We start from the raw sequence: 24,285 nt of genomic DNA, 5'->3' as shown, positions 1-24,285 counted from the left end.
TTCGGAGCCTGGCATCGCAGGGGAAAAACAACTACTTAATGCTGTCTGGAATCTTGTAGAGAAAAGAGAGACGATTTTCTTGAGGTCCAAACGCAAAACTTCATCATACCAATTTGGAGGGAATTCTAATGGCAGTAACAGCTAGTGCGGTAAAAGAACTTCGCGAAAGAACAGGCGCGGGCATGCTGGATTGCAAAAAAGCGCTGGATGAAACAAATGGTGATATCGACAAAGCGATCGCAGTACTTCGCGAAAAAGGCTTGTCTGCAGCAGCAAACAAAGCGGGTCGTATTGCAACTGAAGGCGTTGTAGAGTCATATATTCACGGCGGCGGACGCATCGGCGTTCTCGTTGAAATCAACTGTGAAACCGACTTCGTAGGTAAAACAGATCAATTCAAAGAGTTTGCTCGCGATATCGCAATGCATATTGCCGCTGCAAATCCTAAATATGTTCGTCGTGAAGAAGTGCCAACGGAAGACCTTGAGAAAGAAAAAGAAATTTTGAAAAACCAAGCTCTGAACGAAGGCAAGCCTGAAAAAATCGTTGAGAAAATGGTTGAAGGCCGCATCAACAAATACTATGAAGAATATTGCTTGCTTGAGCAATCCTTCATCAAAGATCCTGACAAAACAATCAACACGCTGCTTAATGAAAAAATCAGCACGATCGGTGAGAACATTTCCATCCGTCGTTTTGCTCGTTTTGAACTCGGCGAAGGCTTGGAGAAAAAACAAGACAACTTCGTTGAAGAAGTTATGTCCCAGGTGAATAAATAAGCCGAATGGGCTAATATAAGTTATAGAAAAGAGTGGAACACACCTGTGTTCCTTCTTTTTTAAGAGATATAAGGCATAAGAGAGATAAGATTGTTATAAATTCGGAGTAAAGGCACCCCTTATCTCACAAGAAAGAATGGACTCAAGTCTTGATGAGACGACCAGAAGTTTCTACTTGAGACGGATGTTTTTACCCGATTTTTATAAACCGTCAAGCAGTGCCGGTGTGTCTGTCTGTCGTTTTTCAAACGGGCGTCGTATACTTAGGCGCCGTCTTAAAGTGGAGGGTTATCATTTGGAACAGCCTGTATATAAACGAGTGATATTGAAAGTCAGTGGGGAATCCCTTTCAGGGCAGAATGGATATGGTATTGATGCTGAGACGATCTCATCGATCGCTGAGCAGGTTCGCGAGGTTGTCGAGCTTGGTGTGGAGGTCGCGATCGTGTGCGGCGGCGGAAACATCTGGCGCGGTATCGCTGGCAGCGCGAACGGAATAGACCGTGCGACAGCAGATTATATGGGAATGCTCGCAACGGTGATGAACTCTTTGGCTCTTCAGGATGCTTTGGAGCAGATCGATGTGCCGACTCGGGTGCAAACCTCTATCTCAATGCAGCAAATTGCGGAGCCGTATATTCGCCGCAGAGCCATTCGGCATTTGGAAAAAGGTCGTGTCGTTATTTTTGCGGCAGGAACGGGTAACCCATACTTCTCCACCGATACGACTGCAGCGCTTCGCGCAGCGGAAATCGAAGCAGAAGTGATTCTCATGGCGAAGAACAAGGTGGACGGAGTGTACTCCGCTGATCCATTTAAGGATGAAACTGCCGAGAAGTACGAGCAGCTGACGTATCTAGACGTATTGAACAAAAACCTTGGGGTAATGGACTCTACAGCTTCATCGTTATGTATGGACAACAACATCCCGCTCATCGTCTTCGCTATTACGGAGCAAGGTAATATCAAGCGCGTCGTTCTGGGCGAGAAAATCGGAACGATCGTCAAAGGGAGTGTAGACTAATGCCGCAATCGGTGAAAAAGAATGCAGAAGAACGCATGGAAAAAGCGATCCTGTCTTTGAAACGTGACCTGGCAACGCTGCGCGCAGGACGGGCAGCGCCAGCGCTACTCGACCGGATCACGGTTGAATACTACGGGGCGCCAACCCCGCTGAATCAGCTGGCTAACATCAGCACGCCGGATTCCAGAACGCTCATGATCCAGCCTTGGGACAAGTCGTCCTTGGCCGATATCGAGAAAGCGATCATGAAATCGGATGTCGGTTTGACGCCGGCGAATGATGGTAATCAAATTCGTCTCGTCGTACCTGCACTGACGGAAGAACGCAGAACCGAACTGGTGAAAATGACGAAGAAATTCGGCGAGGAAGCGAAAGTGGCCATCCGCAACATTCGCCGTGATGCCAACGACGACATCAAAAAATTGGAGAAAACAGATATTTCCGAGGACGAGTCCCGGAGACATCAGGAAGATATCCAAAAAGCGACGGATAAATTTATCGCAGAAGTCGACAAAGTCCTCGTTGCTAAAGAAAAAGAGATTATGGAAGTATAAGAGACTTGTGGCCCCTCCTGTCAATGGTGGGGTTTGTCTCTTTTTTTGCAGAAAGATGCCTGGAGGAAATGGAATGATCAAACGGGTTCGATCGTGGTTGAATCAGGAGGACAGTCAGCAGACGCATCAGCTCTCTCCGGACAACATCCCACATCATGTCGCCATCATCATGGATGGTAATGGACGCTGGGCGAAACGGCGCGGTATGCCGCGAATCGTTGGCCATCAGAATGGCATGAAGGCTGTCAAAAGAGCGGCCATTGCCGCCGATGATTTGGGAATCAAAATATTGACGATGTATGCTTTTTCGACAGAAAATTGGACGCGTCCGAAGGATGAGGTCGATTTTCTGATGAAGCTTCCGCAAGAGTTCCTGGCCATTGAGCTGGAGGAGCTGATCGAGAAAAATGTCCAGGTCCGCATGATGGGGCATCCGGAAGACCTTCCGTCCCATACCGTGTCTGCGATGGAAGAAGCAGTTGCGAAGACAGCCGGCAATGACGGGCTTGTGCTTAACTTTGCGCTCAATTACGGCAGCCGGAAAGAGATCACCGAAAGTGTCAAGGCGCTCGGACGAGAAGTGCGCGACGGGATTCTTCGTCCTGAGGATATTACAGAGGAACTGATTGGCCAGCGGCTCCTCACAGGCGAATTGCCGGATCCGGATTTACTGATCCGCACAAGCGGCGAGCTGCGGCTGAGTAATTTTATGCTGTGGCAGCTCGCGTATAGTGAGCTATGGTTTACGGATGCCTATTGGCCGGAATTTACCAAAGAGCATTTGGTGGAGGCCGTAGCCGATTATCAACAAAGAACAAGGCGCTACGGTGGACTTTCGTAGCCGATGGAGGATGGAACGTTTTGAAACAGCGATTGATTACCGGAATTATAGCGGGAGCGGTCTTTTTAGGATTATGTTTCATAGGCGGTCTGTGGTACCATCTTCTTATTCTGGCGATGGCGCTAATCGGTTATTATGAGTTTGTGCGCATGACCAATACGGCACCATTCGGGGGAACGGCTTGGATTGGGTATGCGGGGGTGCTGTTGCTTGTATTTCCATGGGGTCCGCTTCATTTGAATATTCAGATCCCGTGGGAACATGTGCTTTGGCTCCTGCTGCTTTTATTTTTGCTGGCGACCGTGACGACGAAGAATGTAATTGATATCAAACGGGTTTCTTTATTGTTTTTGGCATCGGTGTATATCGGAATCGGATTTTCCTTTATCGCCGAATCACGACATGCTCCTGACGGCCATGGCGTATTCTGGACTTTTCTGCTTCTGGCCTCGATCTGGGCAAGTGATGCGGGAGCGTATTTTGTCGGACGCGCCATGGGGCGCCATAAATTATGGCCTTCCATAAGCCCGAACAAAACGGTTGAGGGGGCGCTCGGCGGTGTGGTCATTGCCGTGTTCACATCACTGCTCTTTTCATTCTTCTCAGATGGATTCCTGACGGCTGGACAAGCGATTCTGATCGGACTTTCCTGCGCTGTTATCGGTCAACTCGGCGATTTGGTGCAATCCGCTTATAAACGGGTGTATGACATCAAGGATTCGGGCAAACTGCTGCCGGGCCATGGAGGGATACTGGATCGATGTGACAGTTGGATCGTCGTATTTCCGTTTGTACATATATTGAGTCTCCTGCCTTACTGATGAAAGGAAAGATGTGCATGAAGAAGATCAGCGTACTCGGCTCCACTGGCTCCATAGGTACCCAGACCTTGGATGTCGTGAGGAAACACCGGGAACATTTTCAGATTGAGGGCCTTGCTGCAGGGAGTAATAAGGAAGTGCTGCTTCAGCAGGTCAAGGAGTTTTCTCCGCGTAAAGTGTCCGTTGCCACAAAAGAGCTTGCTGACAGCATAAGGCATGATCTTCCTGCCGGAACCGAAGTGTTCCATGGTCATGAAGGCTTGATCGAGATTGCGGCAGCGACAGATGCGGAAATGGTGGTTACAGCGGTCGTTGGAAGTTTGGGCCTGTCCTCTACGCTTGCAGCGATCGATGAGGGGAAGACAATCGGGCTTGCCAATAAGGAAACGTTGGTAACCGCAGGTCACCTGGTTACGGCTCGAGCGGCTGCAAAAGGGGTAAAACTCTTGCCGATCGATAGCGAGCATTCCGCCATATTCCAATGCCTGAACGGAGAGCGGCATGAAGATATTGAACGGATCACGTTGACGGCTTCCGGAGGCTCATTCCGGGATTACACCCGGGAGCAGCTGGTCAACGTTACGGTGGAGGATGCGCTTAAACATCCAAACTGGTCCATGGGTGCCAAAATCACGATTGATTCGGCCACCATGGTCAATAAAGGGCTTGAGGTGATCGAGGCCCATTGGCTGTATGGAATTCCTTATGACAACATTTCTGTGCTTCTGCACCCGGAAAGCATCATTCACTCTTTTGTGGAATTCCGTGATTCGAGTATCATTGCCCAGCTCGGCAACCCGGATATGCGGGTTCCGATTCAATATGCGCTGACTTATCCGGAGCGGTGGTCTTCGCCTGCGCCAAGGCTATCTTTGGCAGAAGCGGGCAAGCTGCATTTCCGGGAGATGGATCTTGAACGTTTTCCTTGTTTAAGGCTTGCTTATGAATGTGGTAAAATGGGTGGGACAGCGCCAACGGTATTCAACGCTGCCAATGAAATTGCGGTCGCCCGGTTTCTCCGCGGCGAAATCTCTTTTCTGCGAATCGAAGAGATCATTGAGGAAGTGCTGCAAAGCCATCGTGTTGCGCCGGAACCGGCACTGGAGACGATTGAAGAGAATGATCGAATCGCACGTGAATTAGCTTCCCGACTATAGGATTTGAAGTGTTTTTGAAATCTCCCTTGAAAAAAAGCGGACAGCTTGTGATTCTCTTGTGGACGACAGGAGAATAATGATAATCTATAGGGACATACTGCGTTCTCAGAGGAAAAGGGGGATGTAAATAATTGGAAATGGTTCGGGTCGTTTTTTTAACGGTGCTCATGTTTTTTGTGATCGTTACCGTGCACGAATGGGGTCACTATTATTTTGCCCGGCGTGCCGGAATATTGGTACGCGAGTTCGCGATTGGATTTGGTCCAAAGCTGTTCTCATATAAACGCAATGAAACGCAGTTTACGCTTCGTCTTCTTCCATTCGGCGGTTATGCCCGTATGGCCGGGGAAGATCCTGAACTTGTCGAGATTCAGCCCGGTCAGACGATTGCGGTTCGATTGAATGCAGAGAATCAAGTAAAAAAGATTTATCTGGATCAACTCGACAACCGTAAAAATGTCATTCGCGGCGAAGTCCAGTTTATGGATATGGTGGATCGTTTGTCGGTTAGACTTGATGTGGATGGTGAATTCCAACAATTTGAAATCCATCCGCAAGCCTTAACGGTAGCCAAAGGTGTCGAGACGCAGATCGCACCGAGAGACCGCCAATTCGGCAGCAAAACTGTTGGTCAAAGAGCGCTTGCGATTTTTGCCGGTCCTGTCATGAACTTCATTCTGGCCTTCGTGCTGTTTGCCCTTCACATTCAAATGGCCGGCATACCGGTTGAGAATCCAACCTATGTGCAGATTGGCGAGATTACAAAAGGCATGCCTGCCGATGAAGCCGATCTGAAAGAGGGAGACATCATCGAGAGCATTAACGGAACCGCCATTGGTGCCGATTATCAGAAGATGATCGAATTGATTGCAGCTTCCAAGGACAAGCCGATGGAATGGACCGTACGCCGGGGTGAGGAATCATTTGATCTGACCTTAACTCCGCGGACGATGGAGGGCCAGGAAGGCGGCAAGGTTGGGATTGTTCCTGAGCTTCCGACCCGATCCGCAGGGATTGGGGAGACGATTGCCGGATCCGGGACCGCGATGGTAGATACAACGAATATTATCTTCCAGGGCTTCAGACAGTTGATTCAGAAGTTCTCCATGGATGATCTTGGCGGTCCTGTGCGGACGTTCGAAGTAACGGGACAAATCGCCAAACAGGGTATCGAACAGCTGACCTATTGGGCAGCCATTCTAAGCTTATATCTGGGCATATTCAATCTGCTGCCGATACCGGCACTGGATGGAAGCCGGCTCGTATTCTTAGGGATCGAAGCCTTAAGGGGCAAGCCAGTTGACCCGAACAGAGAAGGCATGGTTCATTTTATCGGGTTTGCGATGCTGTTCCTGTTAATGATTGCCGTCACCTATAACGATATTTTGCGTTTGATCAACGGATAAACCCTAAGGTACGGCTCGGTGCGCCAGCCGCAACGAAAGCCGTACCTTTTCTATGGTTAGCAGAGTTTCACGCATAACGATATCTAGCAAATGGAGTTGCTATAATAAGGGCGGGCTTCATAGTCGCAGCTCGTTCACACATATCGCCAATAACGCCAGTCAAGCCGCTTGAATCAGGGGCTTTGACCATGCGTTTTATTAATGGGAGGCACACGATTTATATGTCTAAGGAATCGAAGGATAAACAATTCGTGACGGAGATTACGCCGCAAGCGGAAGATTTCTCGCGCTGGTATATCGATGTCATCAAAAAAGCGGACCTGATGGATTATTCTCCAGTCAGAGGCTGCATCGTCTTCAAACCGGACGGTTATGAAATTTGGGAGCATATCCAGGAAGAGTTGGATCGGCGCTTTAAGGCGACGGGCCATCGGAATGCGTATTTCCCGCTCTTCATTCCCGAGAGCTTTTTCCAGAAGGAGAAGGAGCATGTCGAAGGATTTAATCCCGAGCTGCCATGGGTAACGGAAGCGGCTGGAGAGAAGCTGGAAGAACGTCTGGCGATCCGACCGACTTCTGAAACGATGTTCGGGCACATGTATTCCAAATGGATCCAATCCTATCGTGATCTCCCTGTGCTGATCAACCAGTGGGCCAACGTGGTCCGCTGGGAGAAACGCACGCTGCCGTTCCTTCGCACGAGCGAGTTTTTATGGCAAGAAGGCCACACCGCTCATGAAACGGAAGTTGAGGCTAGAGGGGAAACCATGCAAATGCTGGATATCTATCAGCAGTTCGTGGAGGACTATCTCGCGATTCCGGTAATCAAAGGGCAGAAGACACCTTCGGAGAAATTCGCGGGCGCCGTGGATACGTTCTCGATCGAAGCGATGATGAAAGACGGACGAGCTGTACAGGCAGGTACTTCGCATTATATGGGGACCAACTTCTCGCAAGCTTTCGATATTCAATATTTGAACCGTGAAAATACGCTGGAATACGCTCATACGACATCCTGGGGCGTCAGCACGCGCCTCATTGGTTCCTTGATTATGGTCCACGGGGATGACCGCGGATTGGTGCTGCCTCCTAAAGTCGCACCGACGCAAGTGATTATGATTCCAATCGGTCCACCGAAGACGAGAGACGCGGTTGTGGGTCGTACGGATGAGCTGTTCCGTGAACTGAAATCCGCAGGCATCCGCGTACGCGTTGACGACAATCCGGATGTGCGTCCAGGCTGGAAATTCAATGAGTATGAAATGCGCGGAGTTCCGGTGCGTCTGGAGATTGGTCCGCGCGACATGGAGAATGGCGTGTGCGTGCTTGTCTCCCGCATTACAGGCGAGAAGAAAATCGTAGAGCAAGCCAATCTGACCCAGGAAGTACAGAATATGCTGGAGCAGGTGCACCAGGAAATGTTCGAGCGCGCGAAGCAGTTCCGTGAGGATCATTTCTATTCGGTGGAAACGCTGGATGAAATGAAGGAAAGCATGGAGGAAAAACGCGGGTTTACTTTGGCAGGATGGTGCGGTTCGGAAGCTTGCGAAGATACCGTCAAGCAAGAAACCGGCGCTACGAGCAGAAACATTCCGTTTGAACCGGCCGAGAAGAAAACCAAGTGCCTCGTATGCGGTGAAGATGCAAAACATACGGTGCTGTTCGCGAGAGCGTACTAGTAAATCGATATTATGAATTTCCGGCAAGTTTGGGCGAGGGGAGGAGTCCTTCGTCCAGAACCGGAATTCATCATCTGGAGGAAGCTTCCGGATGGCAGTATGGCGGACGCTCTTCTTTTTGGGGCAGGACGAATGGGTGCTGCCGGCGGAGGCTTTATTCTATTTATTTAAGAGTATAGAATTTATAAGTTTTCAGCGAAGCGGAACGATTTCGATTCTCGCAAGAAAAACTTCCACTAAACGCGGTTTGTCTTTTTTGGAAGTACGTCGATAGAAGTTAGAAGTTAGAAGTTTTTCTTATAGCTTTATGCATTGCAGGGGGAGGGAACCATGGGCACAACAGAAGATAAAAGGAAGCGATTTGAACTGCTGATCAAGCAGGGAGAAGTTCCGGCCAATCTGGTGGAACCCTATTTTTTGGACGGCGTGATTGAGCAGGTAGAGACTAGCAAGGCCAGTAAGGACTGGAGAATAACCGTCCTGAAGGAGACCTTGGTTCCAGCTGAGGTCTATCGCACATTTTGTCTGAGAATTCAGGAGAAGATGGGGCATATTGCGAAGATTAAATTTGTGTTCCGATATGGAAGCGGCGTTCCCGAAGCAGATATCGTGCAAGAATACTGGGGCTTGTTTCTAGAGTGGGCACATCGGGAGATCCCTTCGGTTAATGGATGGATGACAAGGGCTAAATACGAGGTGGAAGATGGGCAAGTCCTTCTCTCCATGTCGGATGGCATGTCGCTGGAGCTTGCCCGTAAGAAACAGATCGATTCCGCCATTACCCGCTTTTTCGGGCAGTATTTTGATCTGACGCTGCGCGTGAAAATGCAGGTCGGCGATAATGGCCAGGCGGCTTATGAGGAGTTCGAGCAGAGGAAGCGAGAAGAAGAGCGAGAGGTCATCGAGCAGATCATGAGCAGCATGGAAGCTGAGCTGGATGCCGAGGATGAGGAAGAGGGCGCTGTTCGGCTGCAGGTTGGGTATGATATCAAGGATCAGCCGGTTCCGCTCCAGGAGATCCAAGACGAAGAGAAGAAAATTACGATTCAGGGGACCATCTTCGGATTGGATCGTAAGGAGCTTCGTAACGGAAGTACGTTATTCACATTCTATTTGACGGATTTCAGCGATTCCTTGCAAATGAAAATGTTTGGCAAGACGAAGGACGACTTGAAGGTCCTGAGCCTTCTTGAGAACGGCAAATGGGTGAAGGCGCGCGGACGCGTAGAATATGACCGGTTTATGCAGGTGCCGGAGCTGGTGATGATCCCGTCCGACCTCAATGAGGTACCGTCGCCGCCTTCGCGCAAGGATAATGCCGCCGAGAAGCGGGTTGAATTCCACCTGCACACAACGATGAGCACGATGGACGCGGTCACACCGATTGACCGTTATATCAAAACAGCAGCGAGCTGGGGACATAAAGCGATCGCCGTAAGTGATCATGGTGGCGTACAGTGTTATCCTGATGCAGCAAAGAACGCCAAGAAGCATGGCATTAAAATGATGTACGGTGTTGAGGCCAACGTCGTGAATGATGCCGTCAACATTGTGGAGCAAGCGCAGCCGATCGAGCTCAGCAGTGCGACTTATGTTGTATTTGATATTGAGACAACAGGTTTGTCCATCACCGCGAACAAAATCATCGAGCTTGCTGCCGTGAAGATGAACGATGGCAAAGAGATTGATCGATACGCTACCTTCGTTAATCCACACGAGAGAATCCCGTACCATATTCAGCAATTGACGAACATCAATGACGATATGGTAAAGGATGCTCCTGAACTGGAGCCGGTATTGAAAGAGTTTGTTGAATTCGTCGGGGATGCCGTGCTTGTGGCTCACAACGCTCGATTTGACATGGGGTTCATTCAGGCAGCACTCAAGAATGCCGGCATGGACACGCTTGACAATCCCTATCTGGATACGCTGGAGCTGGCACGTCTGGTGCATCCGGGCCTTAAGAATCATCGTCTTAACACATTGGCAGATAAGTATAAGGTACTGCTCGAAAGTCATCACCGCGCGATTGACGATACGATAGCGCTGGCTGGAATCCTGAACGGGCTCCTTAGCGATGTGGACAAAACCAAAGGCGTCAAAATGCTGGACCGCCTCAATGATTACGTCGGTACGGATTTGTCCAATACCCGTCCTTTCCACTGCGGTATTTATGCTTTGAATATGACGGGCAAGAAAAACCTGTACAAGCTGATCTCCATGTCGCATACCGAATATTTCAAGCGAGTGCCGTGTATTCCTAAATCCAAGCTTCAAGAGATGCGAGATGGGTTACTGGTGCTTTCCGGCTGCGAAAAAGGGGAGTTCTTCGAAACGGTGCTGAACAAAACGGAGGAGGAAGCCGAAGAGATTGCGGACTTCTACGATGTTTTGGAGATTCAGCCGTTGACGATGTATATGCATTTGGTGGACAAAGGCTTGGTAGGCAGTCCCGAAGAGATCAAAACCGCAATTTCCAAAGTCGTGCGCATCGGCGAAAAGCTGAACAAGCCGGTCATCGCCACAGGAAACGTGCACTATCTTGAACCACGGGATAAGCTGTTCCGGGACATTACCATCCATGGGATTACCGGTTTCAGCCCGCTCAAGGATATGCGCAAGCCTGACGCGCATTTTCGGACTACGGAAGAGATGCTCGAAGAGTTCGAGTTTTTGGGACAGAACAAATGTTATGAAGTCGTTGTGACGAACACTAGCGAGCTGGCCGACCGCTTTGAAGAGTTGGAATTGTTCCCGGATAAGCTGTTTACGCCGATTCTGGAGGGCGCGGATGAAGAAATACGCAACACCTGTTATGAGACGGCAAAATCCATCTATGGTGAGGATCTGCCTGAAGTTGTCGTAGCGCGGCTGGAGAAGGAACTTGAACCGATCATTAAATACGGTTTCTCAGCGAACTATCTGATTTCCGAGAAACTGGTGAAGAAATCGAACCGGGATGGCTATTTGGTTGGTTCACGGGGTTCCGTAGGCTCATCCGTCGTTGCTACGTTCCTCGGCATATCCGAGGTTAACCCGCTTCCGGCCCATTACATTTGCTTGAACAGCGACTGCAAGCACAGCGAATGGTTCCTGGACGGCAGCGTGCCAAGTGGATTTGACTTGCCGGACAAGGCTTGTCCGGAATGCGGAAACATGATGAAAGGCGAGGGACAGGATATACCATTCGAAACCTTCCTGGGTTTCAAAGGGGATAAGGTTCCCGATATTGACTTGAACTTCTCCGGTGAATATCAGCCGCATGCCCATAATTTCACCAAAGAGATGTTTGGCGAGGAGAACGTATTCCGTGCCGGTACCATCGGCACCGTGGCAGAGAAGACGGCGTTTGGCTTTGCCAAAAAATATGAGGAACACAACAACAAGCGCTGGCGGGGCGCGGAATTGAACCGGCTGGCATCAGGCTGTACCGGTGTCAAGCGGAGCACAGGGCAGCATCCCGGCGGTATTGTCGTTGTGCCGGATTACATCGAAGTGGAAGAGATCACGCCGGTGCAATTTCCCGCGGACGATGTCAACGCAGAGTGGAAAACGACGCATTTTGATTATCACGCCTTTGAAGCGAATCTGCTCAAGCTGGATATTCTCGGGCATGATGATCCGACGATGATGAGAATGCTCCAGGATTTGACAGGGGTGGATCCAACGACCATTCCGATGAACGATCCGAAAGTGATGAGCATGTTCAACTCAACGGAAGCGCTGGGCGTGAGGCCGGAGCAAATACGCTCGCCGGTGGCCACCTTCGGCGTGCCGGAGATGGGCACCAAATTCGTCCGCCAGATGCTGGTGGAATCGCAGCCGTCGAGTTTTGCCGACTTGTTGCAAATCTCGGGTCTGTCACACGGAACCGGCGTTTGGCTCGGCAACGCTCAAGAGCTCATCAAGAATGGCACATGCAACATCAAAACCGTTATTGGTTGCCGCGACGATATCATGTTGTTCCTGATTTATAAGGCGGGCATGGACGCGAGCCTCGCATTTAAGATTACGGAAAGCGTGCGTAAAGGCCGGGGGCTGTCACAGGAATGGATTGACGAGATGAAGAAATGCAAAGTGCCGCAGTGGTACATTGATTCCTGTCTCAAAATCCAGTACATGTTCCCGAAAGCCCACGCCGCCGCGTATGTAATCTCAGCGGTGCGGACGGCTTATTTCAAGCTTTATTATCCGATCGAATATTATGCAACGTACTTCTCGGTGCGAGCCGAGGATTTCGATATCGAATTATGCTGTCAGGGCTATGAGGCGATTTATCGCCGAATTGAAGAGATCGAGCAACTGGGCTTCGGAGCAAGCCCGAAGGAAAAAGGAATGCTGCCGATTCTGGAGATGGCGCTGGAGATGACGGCAAGGGGCTTCACGTTCAAGAACATCGATCTGTATGAATCGGATGCGCTCCGATTTAAGGTGGATGGAGATTCGCTCATTCCGCCGTTCTCCGCACTGCAGGGGATTGGTGATAATGCCGCCCGCAATATTGCTGCCGCACGTGAATTCGGTGAATTCCTCTCCATAGAGGATTTCCAGCAAAAATCGAAGGCAAGCAAAACCGCCGTGGAGCTGTTGACCCAAATGGGATGCTTCCGCGGTCTGCCGGAGAGCAATCAGTTATCATTGTTCTGATTCTTGTCATCCCGTCATTGCCGTGACGCCTTGACAGTCAAGGAGTCATACTTGTCACTATTACCAGACTATGTTATAATTTTTTTGGTAATCATGGAGATAAAACCGTTGTGTAAAGAGTGGGGCAACCCACTCTTTACTCTTTGGTATATAGGAAATCAACTTGGAGGTTATGTTCTTTGAGCACATCAAAGATTAAAACGACTGTGGAAGAAATGGTGCAGCCGTATTTGGACGAACACGGCTTTGAACTGGTAGATGTGGAATACGTTAAGGAAGGAAGCAACTGGTTCTTGCGCGTGTTTGTTGATAAAGACGGCGGCATTGACATTGACGATTGCGGTTTAATCAGTGAATACCTGAGCCAGAAGCTGGACGAGAACGATCCTATCCCGACAGCTTATTTTCTTGAAGTCTCTTCTCCTGGCGCGGAACGTCCCCTTAAGAAAAAAGAGGATGTTGCGAAGTCGGTCGGCAAGAACGTGTTTGTTACGGTATACGAGCCGATTAACGGGTTGAAAGAGTTTGAAGGCAAGCTGGAATCCTTTGATAATGAGGAGCTAGTCATTCAAACCGTCAAGAAGCAGCACGTGATTCCATATGCAAAAGTAGCCAGTGCCAGATTGGCCATCATTTTTTAAACAGAAGTTTTGAAAGGGGGAACCGATTTTCAATGAGTATGGATTTTATTGAAGCGATGAATGAGTTGGAAAGAGAAAAGGGCATCAGCAAGGATGTGCTGTTTGAAGCCATTGAAGCGGCACTGATCTCAAGTTACAAGCGCAATTTCAACACGGCGCAAAATGTACGGGTAGACATGAATCGCAATACGGGTGTCATCAAGGTGTTCGCGCGGAAGCTGATTGTGGACGAGGTGCTGGATCCGCGGACTGAAATTTCGCTGCATGCGGCCCGGGAAATCAATCCGCATTTTCAGATTGAAGATATAGCGGAAATCGAGGTTACGCCGCGTGATTTTGGACGGATTGCAGCTCAAACGGCAAAGCAAGTTGTTACCCAGCGCATTAGAGAAGCCGAGCGCGGCCTGATCTACAGCGCTTTTATTGACAAGGAAGATGATATCGTAACGGGTACGCTGCAGCGTCAAGATTTACGTAACATTTATATCGACCTTGGCAAGATCGAAGCAGCCTTGCCGCTTACCGAGTTGATGCCTAACGAGAAGTTCAAGCATGGCGACCGGATCAAAGCTTACATTACCAAGGTTGAGAACACAACCAAGGGTCCGCAAATTATGCTGTCCCGTACGCATCCGGGCCTTTTGAAGCGCCTGTTCGAGCTTGAAGTGCCGGAAATCTTTGACGGCGTTGTTGAAATCCGCTCGGTTGCGCGCGAAGCTGGATTCCGCTCCAAAATTGCGGTATTTTCCCGTAACGATGAAGTCGATCCGGTTGGTTCTTGCGTTGGACCTAAGGGCATGCGCGTACAGACGATTGTCAATGAGCTTCGCGGCGAAAAAATTGACATCGTGCGTTATTCCGATCAGGTTGAAGAATACGTGGCCAATGCGCTGAGCCCATCCAAAGTACTTGAAGTTCAAGTATTTGAAGATGAGAAGATGGCGCGCGTAATTGTTCCGGATTATCAACTCTCGCTTGCGATTGGGATCAAAGGCCAGAATGCTCGTCTTGCGGCGAAGCTGACAGGCTGGAAGATCGATATTAAGAGCGAAAGTCAGGCGGAGCAGGAATTTGGCAGACCGAAGTCCCAATCAGGTGAAATGCACCAGGATTCCGTCTCTGTCGATTAATTCCAAATGACAGGGGGTTGTCGTCTTGAAACAGAGAAAGATACCGCTGCGTAAATGTGTAGCGTGTCAGGAAATGATGCCGAAAAAAGAGCTTATCCGGATTGTTAGGACGCCCGAAGATGCTGTTCTGATTGATCTCACCGGCAAAAAGTCGGGACGGGGAGCGTATTTATGCGGAAAAGTTTCCTGCTTCAAGCTGGCACACAAAAATAAAGCACTGGATCGAGCGTTGAAACAACATGTGAAACCTGAGATCTATGAACAGTTGGCACAGGATTTCATCAAGGTGGAAGATGAATTCCTCGCTGCAAAAGAGAGTGCTGCCGATGATGAATAGGGCGCTTTCTCAGCTCGGCCTGGCCATGAGGGCAGGTAAGGTGGTTACCGGGGATGAGATCGTGCTCAAAGCCATCCGGTCTTCTGAAGCAAAATTGGTTATTCTGGCGGGTGACGCCTCAGTTAATACAACAAAGAAGTTCCGCGATAAATGCGGTTCTTACAATATCCCTCTGGTAATCGGATTTGACCGGGAAAGTCTGGGCACAAGTGTAGGTAAACCCGAGCGGGTTGTGCTGGCAGTTACGGATCAAGGATTCGCAGAAATGATCTCCAAGAAACTGGAGACAATGTCGGAGGTGGAGTATATTGAGTAAACAGGAAAACAAAGACAATAAACTTCGAGTATACGAATATGCTAAATCGTTGAACATGAGCAGTAAAGAAATCATCACGATCCTTAAACGTTTGAACATTCCGGTCAATAACCATATGAGCGTAATGGAAAACGATACGGTGTCCAAGGTAGAGCAGTTCTTCAAAGATATCAAATCGAATGCAGCAGCCAAGCGGGATAGTGGAGACGCTTCCCGAACCGAGAATCGTAAACCAGCGGTTTCCGGAGCCAATGCGGCTGCAACTGTATCCAATGCAAAAACAGAAGGCACTTCCGCTAGCGTGAGTGCCGAAGGCAACCGTAATGGGCAGGACGGTATGCGTAATTCAGGACAGAAAGCACCAGAACAACAAGGTCAAAGCCAGCCCAAAAAACAACAGGAAAAGCAGGTAGGTATGAATAGTAGAACGAATCAAAACACTCAGAATGCTTCAGGTTCCCAGCGTCCCCAAGGAGGGCAGGATACCCGAAGAAATCAGTCTGGATCCGCACAAGGAAGTCAGCAGAACAATCGTAGCCAAGCATCTCGACCAGGCGGCAGCACGCAGACCGGATCACGTCCTCAGGGCGCAGGTCAAGGCGGCGCACGTCCGCAAGGCAATAATCAAGGCGGAGCACGTCCGCAAGGTAGTAATCAAGGTGGAGCGCGTCCTCAGGGCAGCAACAACCAAGGCGGGGCTCGTCCGCAGAGCAAGCCGGGTGGAACCGGAGGCGGATTCTCAGGAGCTAATAGCAATAACAATAATAGCAACGGCCAGAACCGCGGTTCCAGAAACAACAATAACAATCGTTCAGACTCCAAGCGTTTTGATGACAACCGTCAGGGAGGATTCCGTGGCAACAATCGCGGTGGAAAGAACAACCGCGGTCGGAATCAACATAATCAGCAGCCGCCTCGTGAGAAAATCGACAACACGCCGAAGAAAATTATCGTCCGTGGCAACATGACCGTCGGTGAAACGGCGAAGCTGCTTCATAAGGACGCTTCCGAAGTCATCAAGAAGCTGATTTTCCTCGGCGTGATGGCCACCATTAACCAGGAGCTGGATATCGATACGATTCTATTGCTTGCTGGCGAATTCGGTGTAGAAGTCGAAGTGAAAATTCCGGTAGAGGAAGATCGTTTTGAGACCGTTGAAGAAAACGATGCTCCGGAAGAACTGAAAGAGCGTCCACCGGTCGTTACCATTATGGGTCACGTCGACCACGGTAAAACGACGCTGCTTGATGCGATCCGTTCCACGAACGTATCCAGTGGCGAAGCAGGCGGTATTACGCAGCATATCGGTGCTTACCAAGTCGAGATCAATAACAAGAAGATTACGTTCCTGGATACACCGGGTCACGAAGCGTTTACGGCTATGCGTGCCCGTGGTGCACAAGTAACGGATATGACAATCATCGTGGTTGCGGCTGACGACGGCGTGATGCCACAGACGGTCGAAGCAATTAACCATGCGAAAGCAGCAGGTTTGCCGATCATCGTTGCCGTGAACAAAATCGATAAACCGGACGCTAATCCAGATAAAGTCAAACAAGAATTGACGGAATACGAGTTAGTGCCCGAAGAGTGGGGCGGAGATACCATCTTTGTTAACGTTTCGGCGAAACAGCGGATGGGTCTGGAAGACTTGCTTGAAATGATCCTTCTGGTAGCAGAAGTGAATGAATATAAAGCAAACCCTGACAAACGCGCACGCGGTACCGTTATTGAGGCTGAGCTGGATAAAGGCAGAGGTCCGGTAGCACGCATTCTCGTTCAGCATGGCACATTGAAAGTGGGCGACGCCTTCGTAGCGGGCAACTGCTTTGGACGTATTCGTGCGATGGTGAACGATAAAGGCCGTCGATTAAAAGAAGCGGGTCCTTCAACACCGGTTGAAATTACCGGTTTGACTGAAGTTCCGGGCGCCGGCGATCCGTTTATGGTGTTTGAGGATGAGCGTAAAGCCCGTAATATCGCTGATAAGCGTGCGATTACCCATCGTCAATCCGAGTTGAACACGAATACCCGCGTGACGCTGGATGATCTGTTCCAACACATTAAAGACGGTGAGATCAAGGATCTTAACGTGATTATCAAAGGTGACGTACAAGGTTCTGTTGAGGCACTGAAAGGTTCCTTGAACAAAATCGAGGTGGAAGGCGTTCGCGTCAAAATTATCCACAGCGGTGCCGGGGCGATCACGGAATCCGACATTATTTTGGCAGCTGCCTCCAACGCGATTGTTATCGGCTTTAACGTTCGTCCGGACGTTCAAGCGAAGCAAACCGCCGAGCAGGAAAAGGTTGATATTCGTCTGCACCGTGTAATATATAATGTAATCGAGGAAATTGAGCAAGCTATGAAGGGGATGCTCGATCCGGAGTACAAAGAAACCGTGATCGGTCATGCGGAAGTCCGCAGCACCTTTAAAGTGAGCAAAGTGGGTACGATTGCAGGATGTATGGTGACATCCGGTAAAATTACGCGTAACGCAGAAGCTCGCTTGATCCGTGACGGCATTGTCGTTCATGAAGGCAAGATCGATTCCCTCAAGCGCTTTAAAGATGACGCTAAAGAAGTGGCACAGGGTTATGAGTGCGGTATTACCTTGGTAAGCTATAGCGACGTCAAAGAAGGGGACGTAATCGAAGCCTTCATCATGGAGACGGTAGAGCGCTAACGAATGAGGTGATCAGACCATGGCAAAAATCAGAACTGGGCGCGTAGGCGAGCAGATTAAAAAAGAGCTCAGCCAACTGATCCAAACGGAGATGAAAGACCCAAGAATCGGTTTCATTACAGTGACCGGTGTTGATGTTACAAATGACCTGTCTCAAGCGAAGGTATACCTGAGTGTGCTCGGCGACGACGAGCAGAAGGCAGCTTCCTTGAAAGGGTTGGATAAGGCAAGCGGCTTTCTCCGCTCCGAGCTGGGCAAGCGGATTCGACTCCGGCATGTGCCGGAGCTGATCTTCAAATTCGATGATTCCATTGCGTATGGCAGCCATATCGAGAAGCTGCTGACCGAAATCGTGGATCGCGAAGAGAAATAGAGTAGTTCGTTTTTATAAAGGAGAGGGCGAATGCAGACCTATGAACAAGAGCTGCAGCAGGTGAAATCATTCCTGCTGGAGCACGATGATTATTTGGTTGTGTCGCATGTTCAGCCCGATGGAGATGCAGTCAGTTCCACCCTTGCGGTGGGCTGGCTTCTCTCATGTCTGGGCAAGAAATTCACGATGATTAATGAGGGGCCCATTCCAAAACGCATGAAAATGTTATGGCATGCAGAAGACATTCTCAATCTGTCTGAACAGCAGCCAGGAAGAACGTTCTCACACGTCATTTGTGTCGATTGTGCGGATTTTGCTAGAGTAGGCTATACGAAGCAGGTATTTGCCGATCATGCAAGCATCGTTAATATTGATCATCATCCAACGAATGATCGATATGGAGCCGTCAACCTGGTCGTGCCGGAAGCGGCAGCAACCGCAGAAATTCTTTATGATTTGTTGAATTTGTTTGAAGTGAACTGGGATGCCGAAATTGCAACGGCGATTTATACGGGGTTGCTAACGGATACCGGCGGTTTTCGTTATTCGAATACATCGCCCAAGGTCATGAGCATAGCTTCCAATTTGTTGTCCTACGGCGTGAACGGACCCGAAATTGCGGAAACGTTACTAGAGGAAATGACGCTTCCACAGATGAAGGTGCTGGTTCAGGCGTTAAATACGTTAAGCGTGTCGGATGACGGCAAAATAGCCTGGGTATACGTAACGCCTGAGCATATGGAATCATGCGGCGCCGTGAGCGAGGATCTGGAAGGGATAGTCAATTACCCCCGAAACATTCAGGGTGTTGAAGTCGGGATTCTGTTCAAGTCGCTGAAGTCCGGAATGGTTAAGGCGAGTTTGCGGTCAGCCGGAAAAGTGGATGTTGCTGCATTAGCCCAGATATTTGGAGGAGGCGGCCATGTTCGGGCAGCCGGTTGCAGCATTGAAGGCTCCCTGCACGACATCATCCCTAAAGTAGTAGAGCAGGTGAGATTAAAGCTATGACGCAATTAGAAGGCATCTTGGCCGTTCACAAACCAGCAGGCTGGACATCCCACGACGTGGTCGCGAAGGTTCGGGGAATGGTTCGTTTGAAGCGAATCGGACATACGGGTACGCTGGACCCCGAAGTCACGGGCGTGCTGCCGTTATGCCTGGGGAGAGCTACCCGAGTTGTGGAATACCTGCAGGAACTGCCTAAAGAGTATCATGCGGTCCTCCGCCTCGGATATTCGACGGATACCGAGGATATTACCGGGAATGTGGTGGAGACGGCAGATGATGTTCATGTGACCAGGGAGGAGGCGCTTGAAGCGCTTCAATCTTTTACAGGCCAGATCTCTCAGATCCCACCCATGTTTTCCGCTGTTAAAATCAATGGTAAACGATTATACGAGCTTGCCAGAGAAGGTAAAACAGTGGAACGCAAGAGCCGGACCGTAACGATTCATGAAATCGAGATGACGGATTTTGATGCTGAAGGGGATTATACGGAAATTTCTTTTCGGGTATTGTGCTCCAAAGGTACATACATCCGCACGCTTTGTGTGGATATCGGGAGGAAGCTCGGCGTGCCATCTGTCATGGTTAAGCTGGTACGCACGGTATCGGCGGGAATCTCAGAGGAGCAGTGCTTAACCCTGGAGCAAATTGAGCAGTTCATGAAGGATGAAACGCTGCACACCCGGCTTATTCCCGTGGATCAAGCGATTGATTATCTGCCGAAGCATACGGTTTCTGAAGAGAAAACGGATGCTGCCCTGCAGGGACAGCGCTTGTCATCAAGAGCGGTGGAACCGCCTGTTGACAGCTCGGAGCCTATTCGCTTGTATGATATAAAGGAAAACTTTCTGGGAATCTATAAGCGGCAAGAGGAGACAGGGGCTATCGTTCCTGTGAAAGTATTTTCCTAAGCACGACTGGATTTAGTGAGTGGAGGTGAGTATTTTATGAGGGTTGTTTCTTTATCTTATCCTGTATCTTCCGATATCGTACGAGAAGCTGCCGAGCCGAAGGTAGCTGCAATCGGCCAGTTCGACGGTCTTCACCTGGGACATGCCAGCGTGCTTTCAACGGCTGTCAATATCGCGCGGGAGAATGGAGTGCCGGCCGCACTCATTACCTTTTATCCTCATCCGAAAGACGTGATTGGTAAAGGGAGCTATGAGGGTTATCTGACACCTCAACCTGACAAGCAGCAGCTGCTTGAGGAGATGGGCATCGATATTTTGTACGTTGTCGAGTTTAATAAAGAGTTCTCCCAGGTGAGTCCGGAAACGTTTGTTGAAGAGATGCTGTTTCCCTTGAATCTTCAAACGGCGGTTGTCGGATTTGATTTCCGGTTCGGCCATAAAGGCGCCGGTGATGCTGTCAAACTTCAGGAACTTGGTGAAGGCAGGATGTCTGTCGTTACGGTTCCGCCGTTCTTGGTCGATAGCGAGAAGGTGGGGAGTTCATCCATACGGATTGCCTTGAAAACGGGGCAGCTGTCGGATGCAAATCGCTGGCTCGGACGGAATTACCATATCCGCGGCACGGTCATTCATGGGGAGAAGCGGGGGAGGAAGATCGGTTTTCCTACCGCTAACCTGGAATTGACGGATCCGTTCGTGGTACCGGCACTAGGTGTCTATGCCGTTCGGGCACGGACGGATCAGCATCACAACTGGATTCCGGGCGTGATGAACATCGGCGTGAAGCCAACGTTCCATGAAGGGATCACAGAGCCTATCTTTGAGGTGCATTTGTTTGATTTTGAAGGGGATCTGTATGATCAGATCATGACGGTAGATATCGTTCAATATATCCGCAAGGAGCATAAATTCGAATCGGTTCAGGAACTTGTGGAATGGATTCAGCGAGATGCCGTCGAGGCCCGCAAAATTTTGAAAGTCAGTGAATAAACGTTTTGGGACAAATTGTCCGCAAACGGATTTTCTTTTTCAGGTAAAGTATGCTATACTCTTAGAGGTTGCCCGAAGATTGGGCAATTCTAACCTTGGCTTGGATGTTCGATCTCACCGTCGGTACCTGGGCCAACGGCGATTATAATGAGGGAGGTGAACAGGATGGCATTAACTCAAGAACGTAAACAACAACTGATTGACGAGCACAAAACTCATGAGTCCGATACAGGATCTCCAGAGGTGCAAATCGCTATCCTAACGGAAAACATTACGAACTTGACTGACCACTTGCGTACACACAAGAAGGATCATCATTCCCGTCGCGGATTGTTGAAAATGGTCGGCCAACGCCGTAAGTTGCTTGCATACTTGAAAAACAAGGATGTTAAACGTTACAGTGCTTTGATCGAGAAGCTTGGATTGCGTCGCTAATCATCCATAAGATGTGCCGAAAACAGCCTGGTTGTCCACTGTCCTTCTTGGAACGACAGCGGCACAGCCGGGCTCTTTTCTAAGTATTGTACAATTTACCGTTTTCGAGCTTCCCCACAAAGTACTGCGTACGCTTCATAGCCTAAACTCCACTTTGTGGGGTTATCTTAATATAGATTCTTTACAGATTGTAGGCGTGGTCTGTTCGCTAATTTTCGCTTAATTAGTATAACCAGGGGCAATCTATACGGAGAATGTTCTATACGGTTCGGGTTGTTCCTGTACATAGGTTTGCGATTTCGACCGTTTGGATGGCTCTGGTTAGGAAATGTGGACAGCGTTTTGCAAAAGACATGCTGGTGGTAGAAGATTTTAAAAAAAATTTATCCCCATGAGGAGGGATTACATGGAAACACGTGTTGAAATGCAGCTTGGCGGAAGACCCCTCGTGTTCGAAACAGGGCGCCTTGCGAAGCAGGCAAATGCGGCTGTGATGGTTCGTTACGGCGAAACGGCAGTCCTGTGTACAGTGACAGCTTCCAGTGAACCGAAGGATTTGGATTTCTTTCCATTGACGGTCAACTACGAGGAGCGTTTGTACGCTGTCGGTAAAATTCCGGGTGGATTCATCAAACGCGAAGGCAGACCAAGCGAGAAAGCGATTCTTGCCAGCCGTCTGACAGACCGTCCGATTCGTCCGTTGTTCCCAGAAGGATTCCGTAATGATGTACAGGTTCTGAATCTCGTCATGAGCGTCGATCAGGATTGCGAGCCGGAAATCGCGGCAATGATCGGTACTTCCGCTGCCTTGAGCATCTCGGATGTGCCTTTTAACGGCCCGATCGGCGGCGTAGCCGTAGGGCGTGTTGATGGCAATTTTGTGGTGAATCCGGATATTGCGCAGCAGGAAGCAAGTGACATCTATCTTGTTGTTTCAGGTACCAAAGATGCAATCATGATGGTTGAAGCTGAAGCAAACGAAGTTCCTGAGGAAGTCATGCTGGAAGCAATCATGTTTGGGCATGAGGAAATCAAGAAAATCGTAGCCAAGATCGAAGAACTCGTGGCCGCTTGCGGTAAAGAGAAAATGGCGGTTAAACTTCATGCGGTCAATGAAACGGTGAATCGTGAAGTGCGCGATTTTGCCGAAGCTCGTCTTGTTGAAGCTGTTCGCATTGAGGAGAAGCATGCCCGCCAGGATGCGATTGACGCTATCAATGATGAAGCATATACCGTATTTGAAGAGAAGTATATCGAGACACCTGAGCTGTTGAAGGATGTTAAAGAAGTGCTTCACGATATCGTGAAGGAAGAAGTTCGACGTTTGATCACGCATGACAAGGTTCGGCCGGACGGTCGTGGTCTGTCTGAGATCCGTCCTATCGATTGCGATACCAGCCTGCTGCCTAGAACGCATGGTTCCGGTCTGTTTACACGTGGACAAACCCAGGCTCTTAGCGTATGTACACTAGGTGCTCTAGGTGATGTACAGATTCTCGATGGAATCGATCTGGAAGAGACCAAGCGTTTCATGCACCATTACAACTTCCCGCCGTTCAGCGTAGGGGAAGCTCGTCCGCTTCGCGCTCCGGGCCGTCGTGAAATTGGTCACGGTGCACTCGGTGAACGTGCGTTGTCGAAGGTCATTCCGAATGAAGTGGAATTCCCGTATACGATTCGTCTCGTATCTGAAGTTATTGAATCGAACGGTTCGACCTCCCAAGCAAGTATTTGTGCAAGCACACTTGCTATGATGGATGCAGGGGTACCGATTAAAGCACCTGTAGCCGGCGTGGCGATGGGCTTGATTAAAGACGGAGATCATGTTTCCATCTTAACGGATATTCAAGGGATGGAAGACCATCTCGGCGACATGGACTTCAAGGTTGCAGGGACACCTGACGGAGTTACCGCCATTCAAATGGATATCAAGATTGACGGTATCGACCGCGCGATTTTGCAAGAAGCCCTGCAGCAGGCAAAAGAAGGACGCATGCATATCCTTGGAAAAATGGCAGAAGCCATTCAAAAGCCAAGAGAAACGTTGTCCCAATATGCGCCTAAGATTATTACGATGCAGATCAATCCGGACAAAATTCGCGACGTGATCGGCGCCGGCGGCAAGATCATCAACAAAATCATCGAAGAAACCGGCGTGAAGATCGATATCGAACAAGACGGCCGCGTGTTTATTGCATCTTCCAACGATGAGATGAACAAAAAAGCTCTTTCGATTATCGAAGGCATCGTGCGTGAGGTAGCTGTTGGCGAAATCTATACAGGTACTGTAAAACGAATTGAGAAATTCGGTGCTTTCGTTGAAATCCTGCCTAACAAAGACGGGCTTGTTCATATCTCCCAGCTCTCGACTGAGCGCGTAGCGAAGGTAGAGGACGTGGTTGCCATCGGTGACGTCATTACCGTGAAGGTTACCGAAATCGACCAGCAGGGACGGATTAACCTGTCTCGCAAAGCGGTTTTGACTGCGGAAACAAACAAGAGCGGATCTTAATCCGCGCTTTGTTTGTTTAACAGCATATAGATAGAAGCAAA

Annotated in this window: 21 protein-coding genes; all 21 read left to right on the top strand. The window is 49.5% G+C overall.

The features are described 5' to 3' along the window. The first annotated feature begins 128 nt into the window (after positions 1-128). Positions 129-779: a translation elongation factor Ts gene (gene tsf / locus PLA01S_RS12535; RefSeq protein ID WP_127592501.1), complete on the top strand. Its 651-nt coding sequence runs from the start codon at positions 129-131 to the stop codon at positions 777-779. Positions 780-1,074: 295 nt separating this feature from the next. Next, positions 1,075-1,803, top strand: a complete 729-nt coding sequence (gene pyrH / locus PLA01S_RS12530; protein WP_006211297.1) for a UMP kinase — start codon at positions 1,075-1,077, stop codon at positions 1,801-1,803. Beyond that, on the top strand, positions 1,803-2,357 hold the full coding sequence (gene frr, locus PLA01S_RS12525; protein ID WP_071220110.1) for a ribosome recycling factor: 555 nt from the start codon (positions 1,803-1,805) through the stop codon (positions 2,355-2,357). Before pyrH ends, frr begins: the two co-directional genes overlap by 1 nt. Before the next feature lie 73 nt (positions 2,358-2,430). Then, entirely contained in the window at positions 2,431-3,198 is a 768-nt protein-coding gene (gene uppS, locus PLA01S_RS12520; protein ID WP_100538049.1) for an undecaprenyl pyrophosphate synthase, read from the top strand. A 20-nt stretch (positions 3,199-3,218) separates the two neighbouring features. Further along, complete coding sequence (locus PLA01S_RS12515; protein WP_127592500.1) at positions 3,219-4,019, top strand: phosphatidate cytidylyltransferase; 801 nt, start codon at positions 3,219-3,221, stop codon at positions 4,017-4,019. A gap of 17 nt (positions 4,020-4,036) precedes the next feature. Continuing rightward, entirely contained in the window at positions 4,037-5,176 is a 1,140-nt protein-coding gene (locus tag PLA01S_RS12510; RefSeq protein ID WP_127592499.1) for a 1-deoxy-D-xylulose-5-phosphate reductoisomerase, read from the top strand. Between the two features lie 137 nt (positions 5,177-5,313). Then, entirely contained in the window at positions 5,314-6,582 is a 1,269-nt protein-coding gene (gene rseP / locus PLA01S_RS12505; RefSeq protein ID WP_371860414.1) for an RIP metalloprotease RseP, read from the top strand. A gap of 221 nt (positions 6,583-6,803) precedes the next feature. After that, positions 6,804-8,261 carry a proline--tRNA ligase gene (gene proS, locus PLA01S_RS12500; RefSeq protein WP_127592498.1) on the top strand — a complete coding sequence of 486 codons (1,458 nt, stop codon included), beginning with the start codon at positions 6,804-6,806 and terminating at the stop codon, positions 8,259-8,261. A 91-nt stretch (positions 8,262-8,352) separates the two neighbouring features. Beyond that, positions 8,353-8,535, top strand: coding sequence for a hypothetical protein (locus PLA01S_RS12495; protein ID WP_127592497.1), 183 nt, complete (start codon positions 8,353-8,355; stop codon positions 8,533-8,535). Between the two features lie 56 nt (positions 8,536-8,591). Next, positions 8,592-12,908 carry a PolC-type DNA polymerase III gene (locus PLA01S_RS12490; RefSeq protein ID WP_127592496.1) on the top strand — a complete coding sequence of 1,439 codons (4,317 nt, stop codon included), beginning with the start codon at positions 8,592-8,594 and terminating at the stop codon, positions 12,906-12,908. Positions 12,909-13,087: 179 nt separating this feature from the next. After that, positions 13,088-13,549 carry a ribosome maturation factor RimP gene (gene rimP, locus PLA01S_RS12485; RefSeq protein ID WP_076324962.1) on the top strand — a complete coding sequence of 154 codons (462 nt, stop codon included), beginning with the start codon at positions 13,088-13,090 and terminating at the stop codon, positions 13,547-13,549. Between the two features lie 32 nt (positions 13,550-13,581). After that, on the top strand, positions 13,582-14,679 hold the full coding sequence (nusA, locus tag PLA01S_RS12480; protein WP_076324961.1) for a transcription termination factor NusA: 1,098 nt from the start codon (positions 13,582-13,584) through the stop codon (positions 14,677-14,679). 25 nt (positions 14,680-14,704) lie between these two features. Further along, positions 14,705-15,016: an RNase P modulator RnpM gene (gene rnpM, locus PLA01S_RS12475; RefSeq protein ID WP_053492673.1), complete on the top strand. Its 312-nt coding sequence runs from the start codon at positions 14,705-14,707 to the stop codon at positions 15,014-15,016. Beyond that, the gene (locus PLA01S_RS12470) at positions 15,009-15,332 is read left to right on the top strand and encodes a YlxQ family RNA-binding protein (protein ID WP_174819209.1); all 324 of its coding nucleotides are present in this window, start codon (positions 15,009-15,011) and stop codon (positions 15,330-15,332) included. Before rnpM ends, PLA01S_RS12470 begins: the two co-directional genes overlap by 8 nt. Beyond that, positions 15,325-18,018: a translation initiation factor IF-2 gene (gene infB / locus PLA01S_RS12465; RefSeq protein ID WP_127592495.1), complete on the top strand. Its 2,694-nt coding sequence runs from the start codon at positions 15,325-15,327 to the stop codon at positions 18,016-18,018. The genes PLA01S_RS12470 and infB overlap by 8 nt, the downstream gene beginning before the upstream one ends. 19 nt (positions 18,019-18,037) lie before the next feature. Continuing rightward, the gene (gene rbfA, locus PLA01S_RS12460) at positions 18,038-18,391 is read left to right on the top strand and encodes a 30S ribosome-binding factor RbfA (protein ID WP_100538040.1); all 354 of its coding nucleotides are present in this window, start codon (positions 18,038-18,040) and stop codon (positions 18,389-18,391) included. A gap of 30 nt (positions 18,392-18,421) precedes the next feature. After that, entirely contained in the window at positions 18,422-19,399 is a 978-nt protein-coding gene (locus tag PLA01S_RS12455; protein ID WP_127592494.1) for a DHH family phosphoesterase, read from the top strand. Then, positions 19,396-20,307, top strand: a complete 912-nt coding sequence (gene truB, locus PLA01S_RS12450) for a tRNA pseudouridine(55) synthase TruB (RefSeq protein WP_127592493.1) — start codon at positions 19,396-19,398, stop codon at positions 20,305-20,307. The genes PLA01S_RS12455 and truB overlap by 4 nt, the downstream gene beginning before the upstream one ends. A 36-nt stretch (positions 20,308-20,343) precedes the next feature. Beyond that, on the top strand, positions 20,344-21,297 hold the full coding sequence (locus tag PLA01S_RS12445) for a bifunctional riboflavin kinase/FAD synthetase (RefSeq protein WP_127592492.1): 954 nt from the start codon (positions 20,344-20,346) through the stop codon (positions 21,295-21,297). A 165-nt stretch (positions 21,298-21,462) separates the two neighbouring features. Next, the gene (gene rpsO, locus PLA01S_RS12440) at positions 21,463-21,732 is read left to right on the top strand and encodes a 30S ribosomal protein S15 (RefSeq protein ID WP_006211281.1); all 270 of its coding nucleotides are present in this window, start codon (positions 21,463-21,465) and stop codon (positions 21,730-21,732) included. A gap of 406 nt (positions 21,733-22,138) precedes the next feature. Further along, positions 22,139-24,244 (top strand): polyribonucleotide nucleotidyltransferase, encoded by a 2,106-nt coding sequence (gene pnp, locus PLA01S_RS12435; RefSeq protein WP_100538036.1) that lies wholly within the window; start codon positions 22,139-22,141, stop codon positions 24,242-24,244. The last annotated feature ends 41 nt before the right edge of the window (positions 24,245-24,285 follow it).

Source organism: Paenibacillus lautus NBRC 15380, assembly GCF_004000945.1.
Lineage (GTDB): Bacteria > Bacillota > Bacilli > Paenibacillales > Paenibacillaceae > Paenibacillus_AQ > Paenibacillus_AQ lautus.
Note: the sequence above shows the minus strand (reverse complement) of the source record. Positions and strands in the feature narration are given on the sequence as shown.

What these genes read in the sequence shown, in the direction of transcription:
- tsf (WP_127592501.1), top strand. Translation starts at nt 129, where the DNA reads ATGGCAGTAACAGCTAGTGCGGTAAAAGAACTTCGCGAAAGAACAGGC.
- frr (WP_071220110.1), top strand. Translation starts at nt 1,803, where the DNA reads ATGCCGCAATCGGTGAAAAAGAATGCAGAAGAACGCATGGAAAAAGCG.
- uppS (WP_100538049.1), top strand. Translation starts at nt 2,431, where the DNA reads ATGATCAAACGGGTTCGATCGTGGTTGAATCAGGAGGACAGTCAGCAG.
- PLA01S_RS12510 (WP_127592499.1), top strand. Translation starts at nt 4,037, where the DNA reads ATGAAGAAGATCAGCGTACTCGGCTCCACTGGCTCCATAGGTACCCAG.
- rseP (WP_371860414.1), top strand. Translation starts at nt 5,314, where the DNA reads ATGGTTCGGGTCGTTTTTTTAACGGTGCTCATGTTTTTTGTGATCGTT.
- proS (WP_127592498.1), top strand. Translation starts at nt 6,804, where the DNA reads ATGTCTAAGGAATCGAAGGATAAACAATTCGTGACGGAGATTACGCCG.
- PLA01S_RS12495 (WP_127592497.1), top strand. Translation starts at nt 8,353, where the DNA reads ATGGCAGTATGGCGGACGCTCTTCTTTTTGGGGCAGGACGAATGGGTG.
- PLA01S_RS12490 (WP_127592496.1), top strand. Translation starts at nt 8,592, where the DNA reads ATGGGCACAACAGAAGATAAAAGGAAGCGATTTGAACTGCTGATCAAG.
- nusA (WP_076324961.1), top strand. Translation starts at nt 13,582, where the DNA reads ATGAGTATGGATTTTATTGAAGCGATGAATGAGTTGGAAAGAGAAAAG.
- PLA01S_RS12470 (WP_174819209.1), top strand. Translation starts at nt 15,009, where the DNA reads ATGAATAGGGCGCTTTCTCAGCTCGGCCTGGCCATGAGGGCAGGTAAG.
- rbfA (WP_100538040.1), top strand. Translation starts at nt 18,038, where the DNA reads ATGGCAAAAATCAGAACTGGGCGCGTAGGCGAGCAGATTAAAAAAGAG.
- PLA01S_RS12455 (WP_127592494.1), top strand. Translation starts at nt 18,422, where the DNA reads ATGCAGACCTATGAACAAGAGCTGCAGCAGGTGAAATCATTCCTGCTG.
- truB (WP_127592493.1), top strand. Translation starts at nt 19,396, where the DNA reads ATGACGCAATTAGAAGGCATCTTGGCCGTTCACAAACCAGCAGGCTGG.
- PLA01S_RS12445 (WP_127592492.1), top strand. Translation starts at nt 20,344, where the DNA reads ATGAGGGTTGTTTCTTTATCTTATCCTGTATCTTCCGATATCGTACGA.
- rpsO (WP_006211281.1), top strand. Translation starts at nt 21,463, where the DNA reads ATGGCATTAACTCAAGAACGTAAACAACAACTGATTGACGAGCACAAA.
- pnp (WP_100538036.1), top strand. Translation starts at nt 22,139, where the DNA reads ATGGAAACACGTGTTGAAATGCAGCTTGGCGGAAGACCCCTCGTGTTC.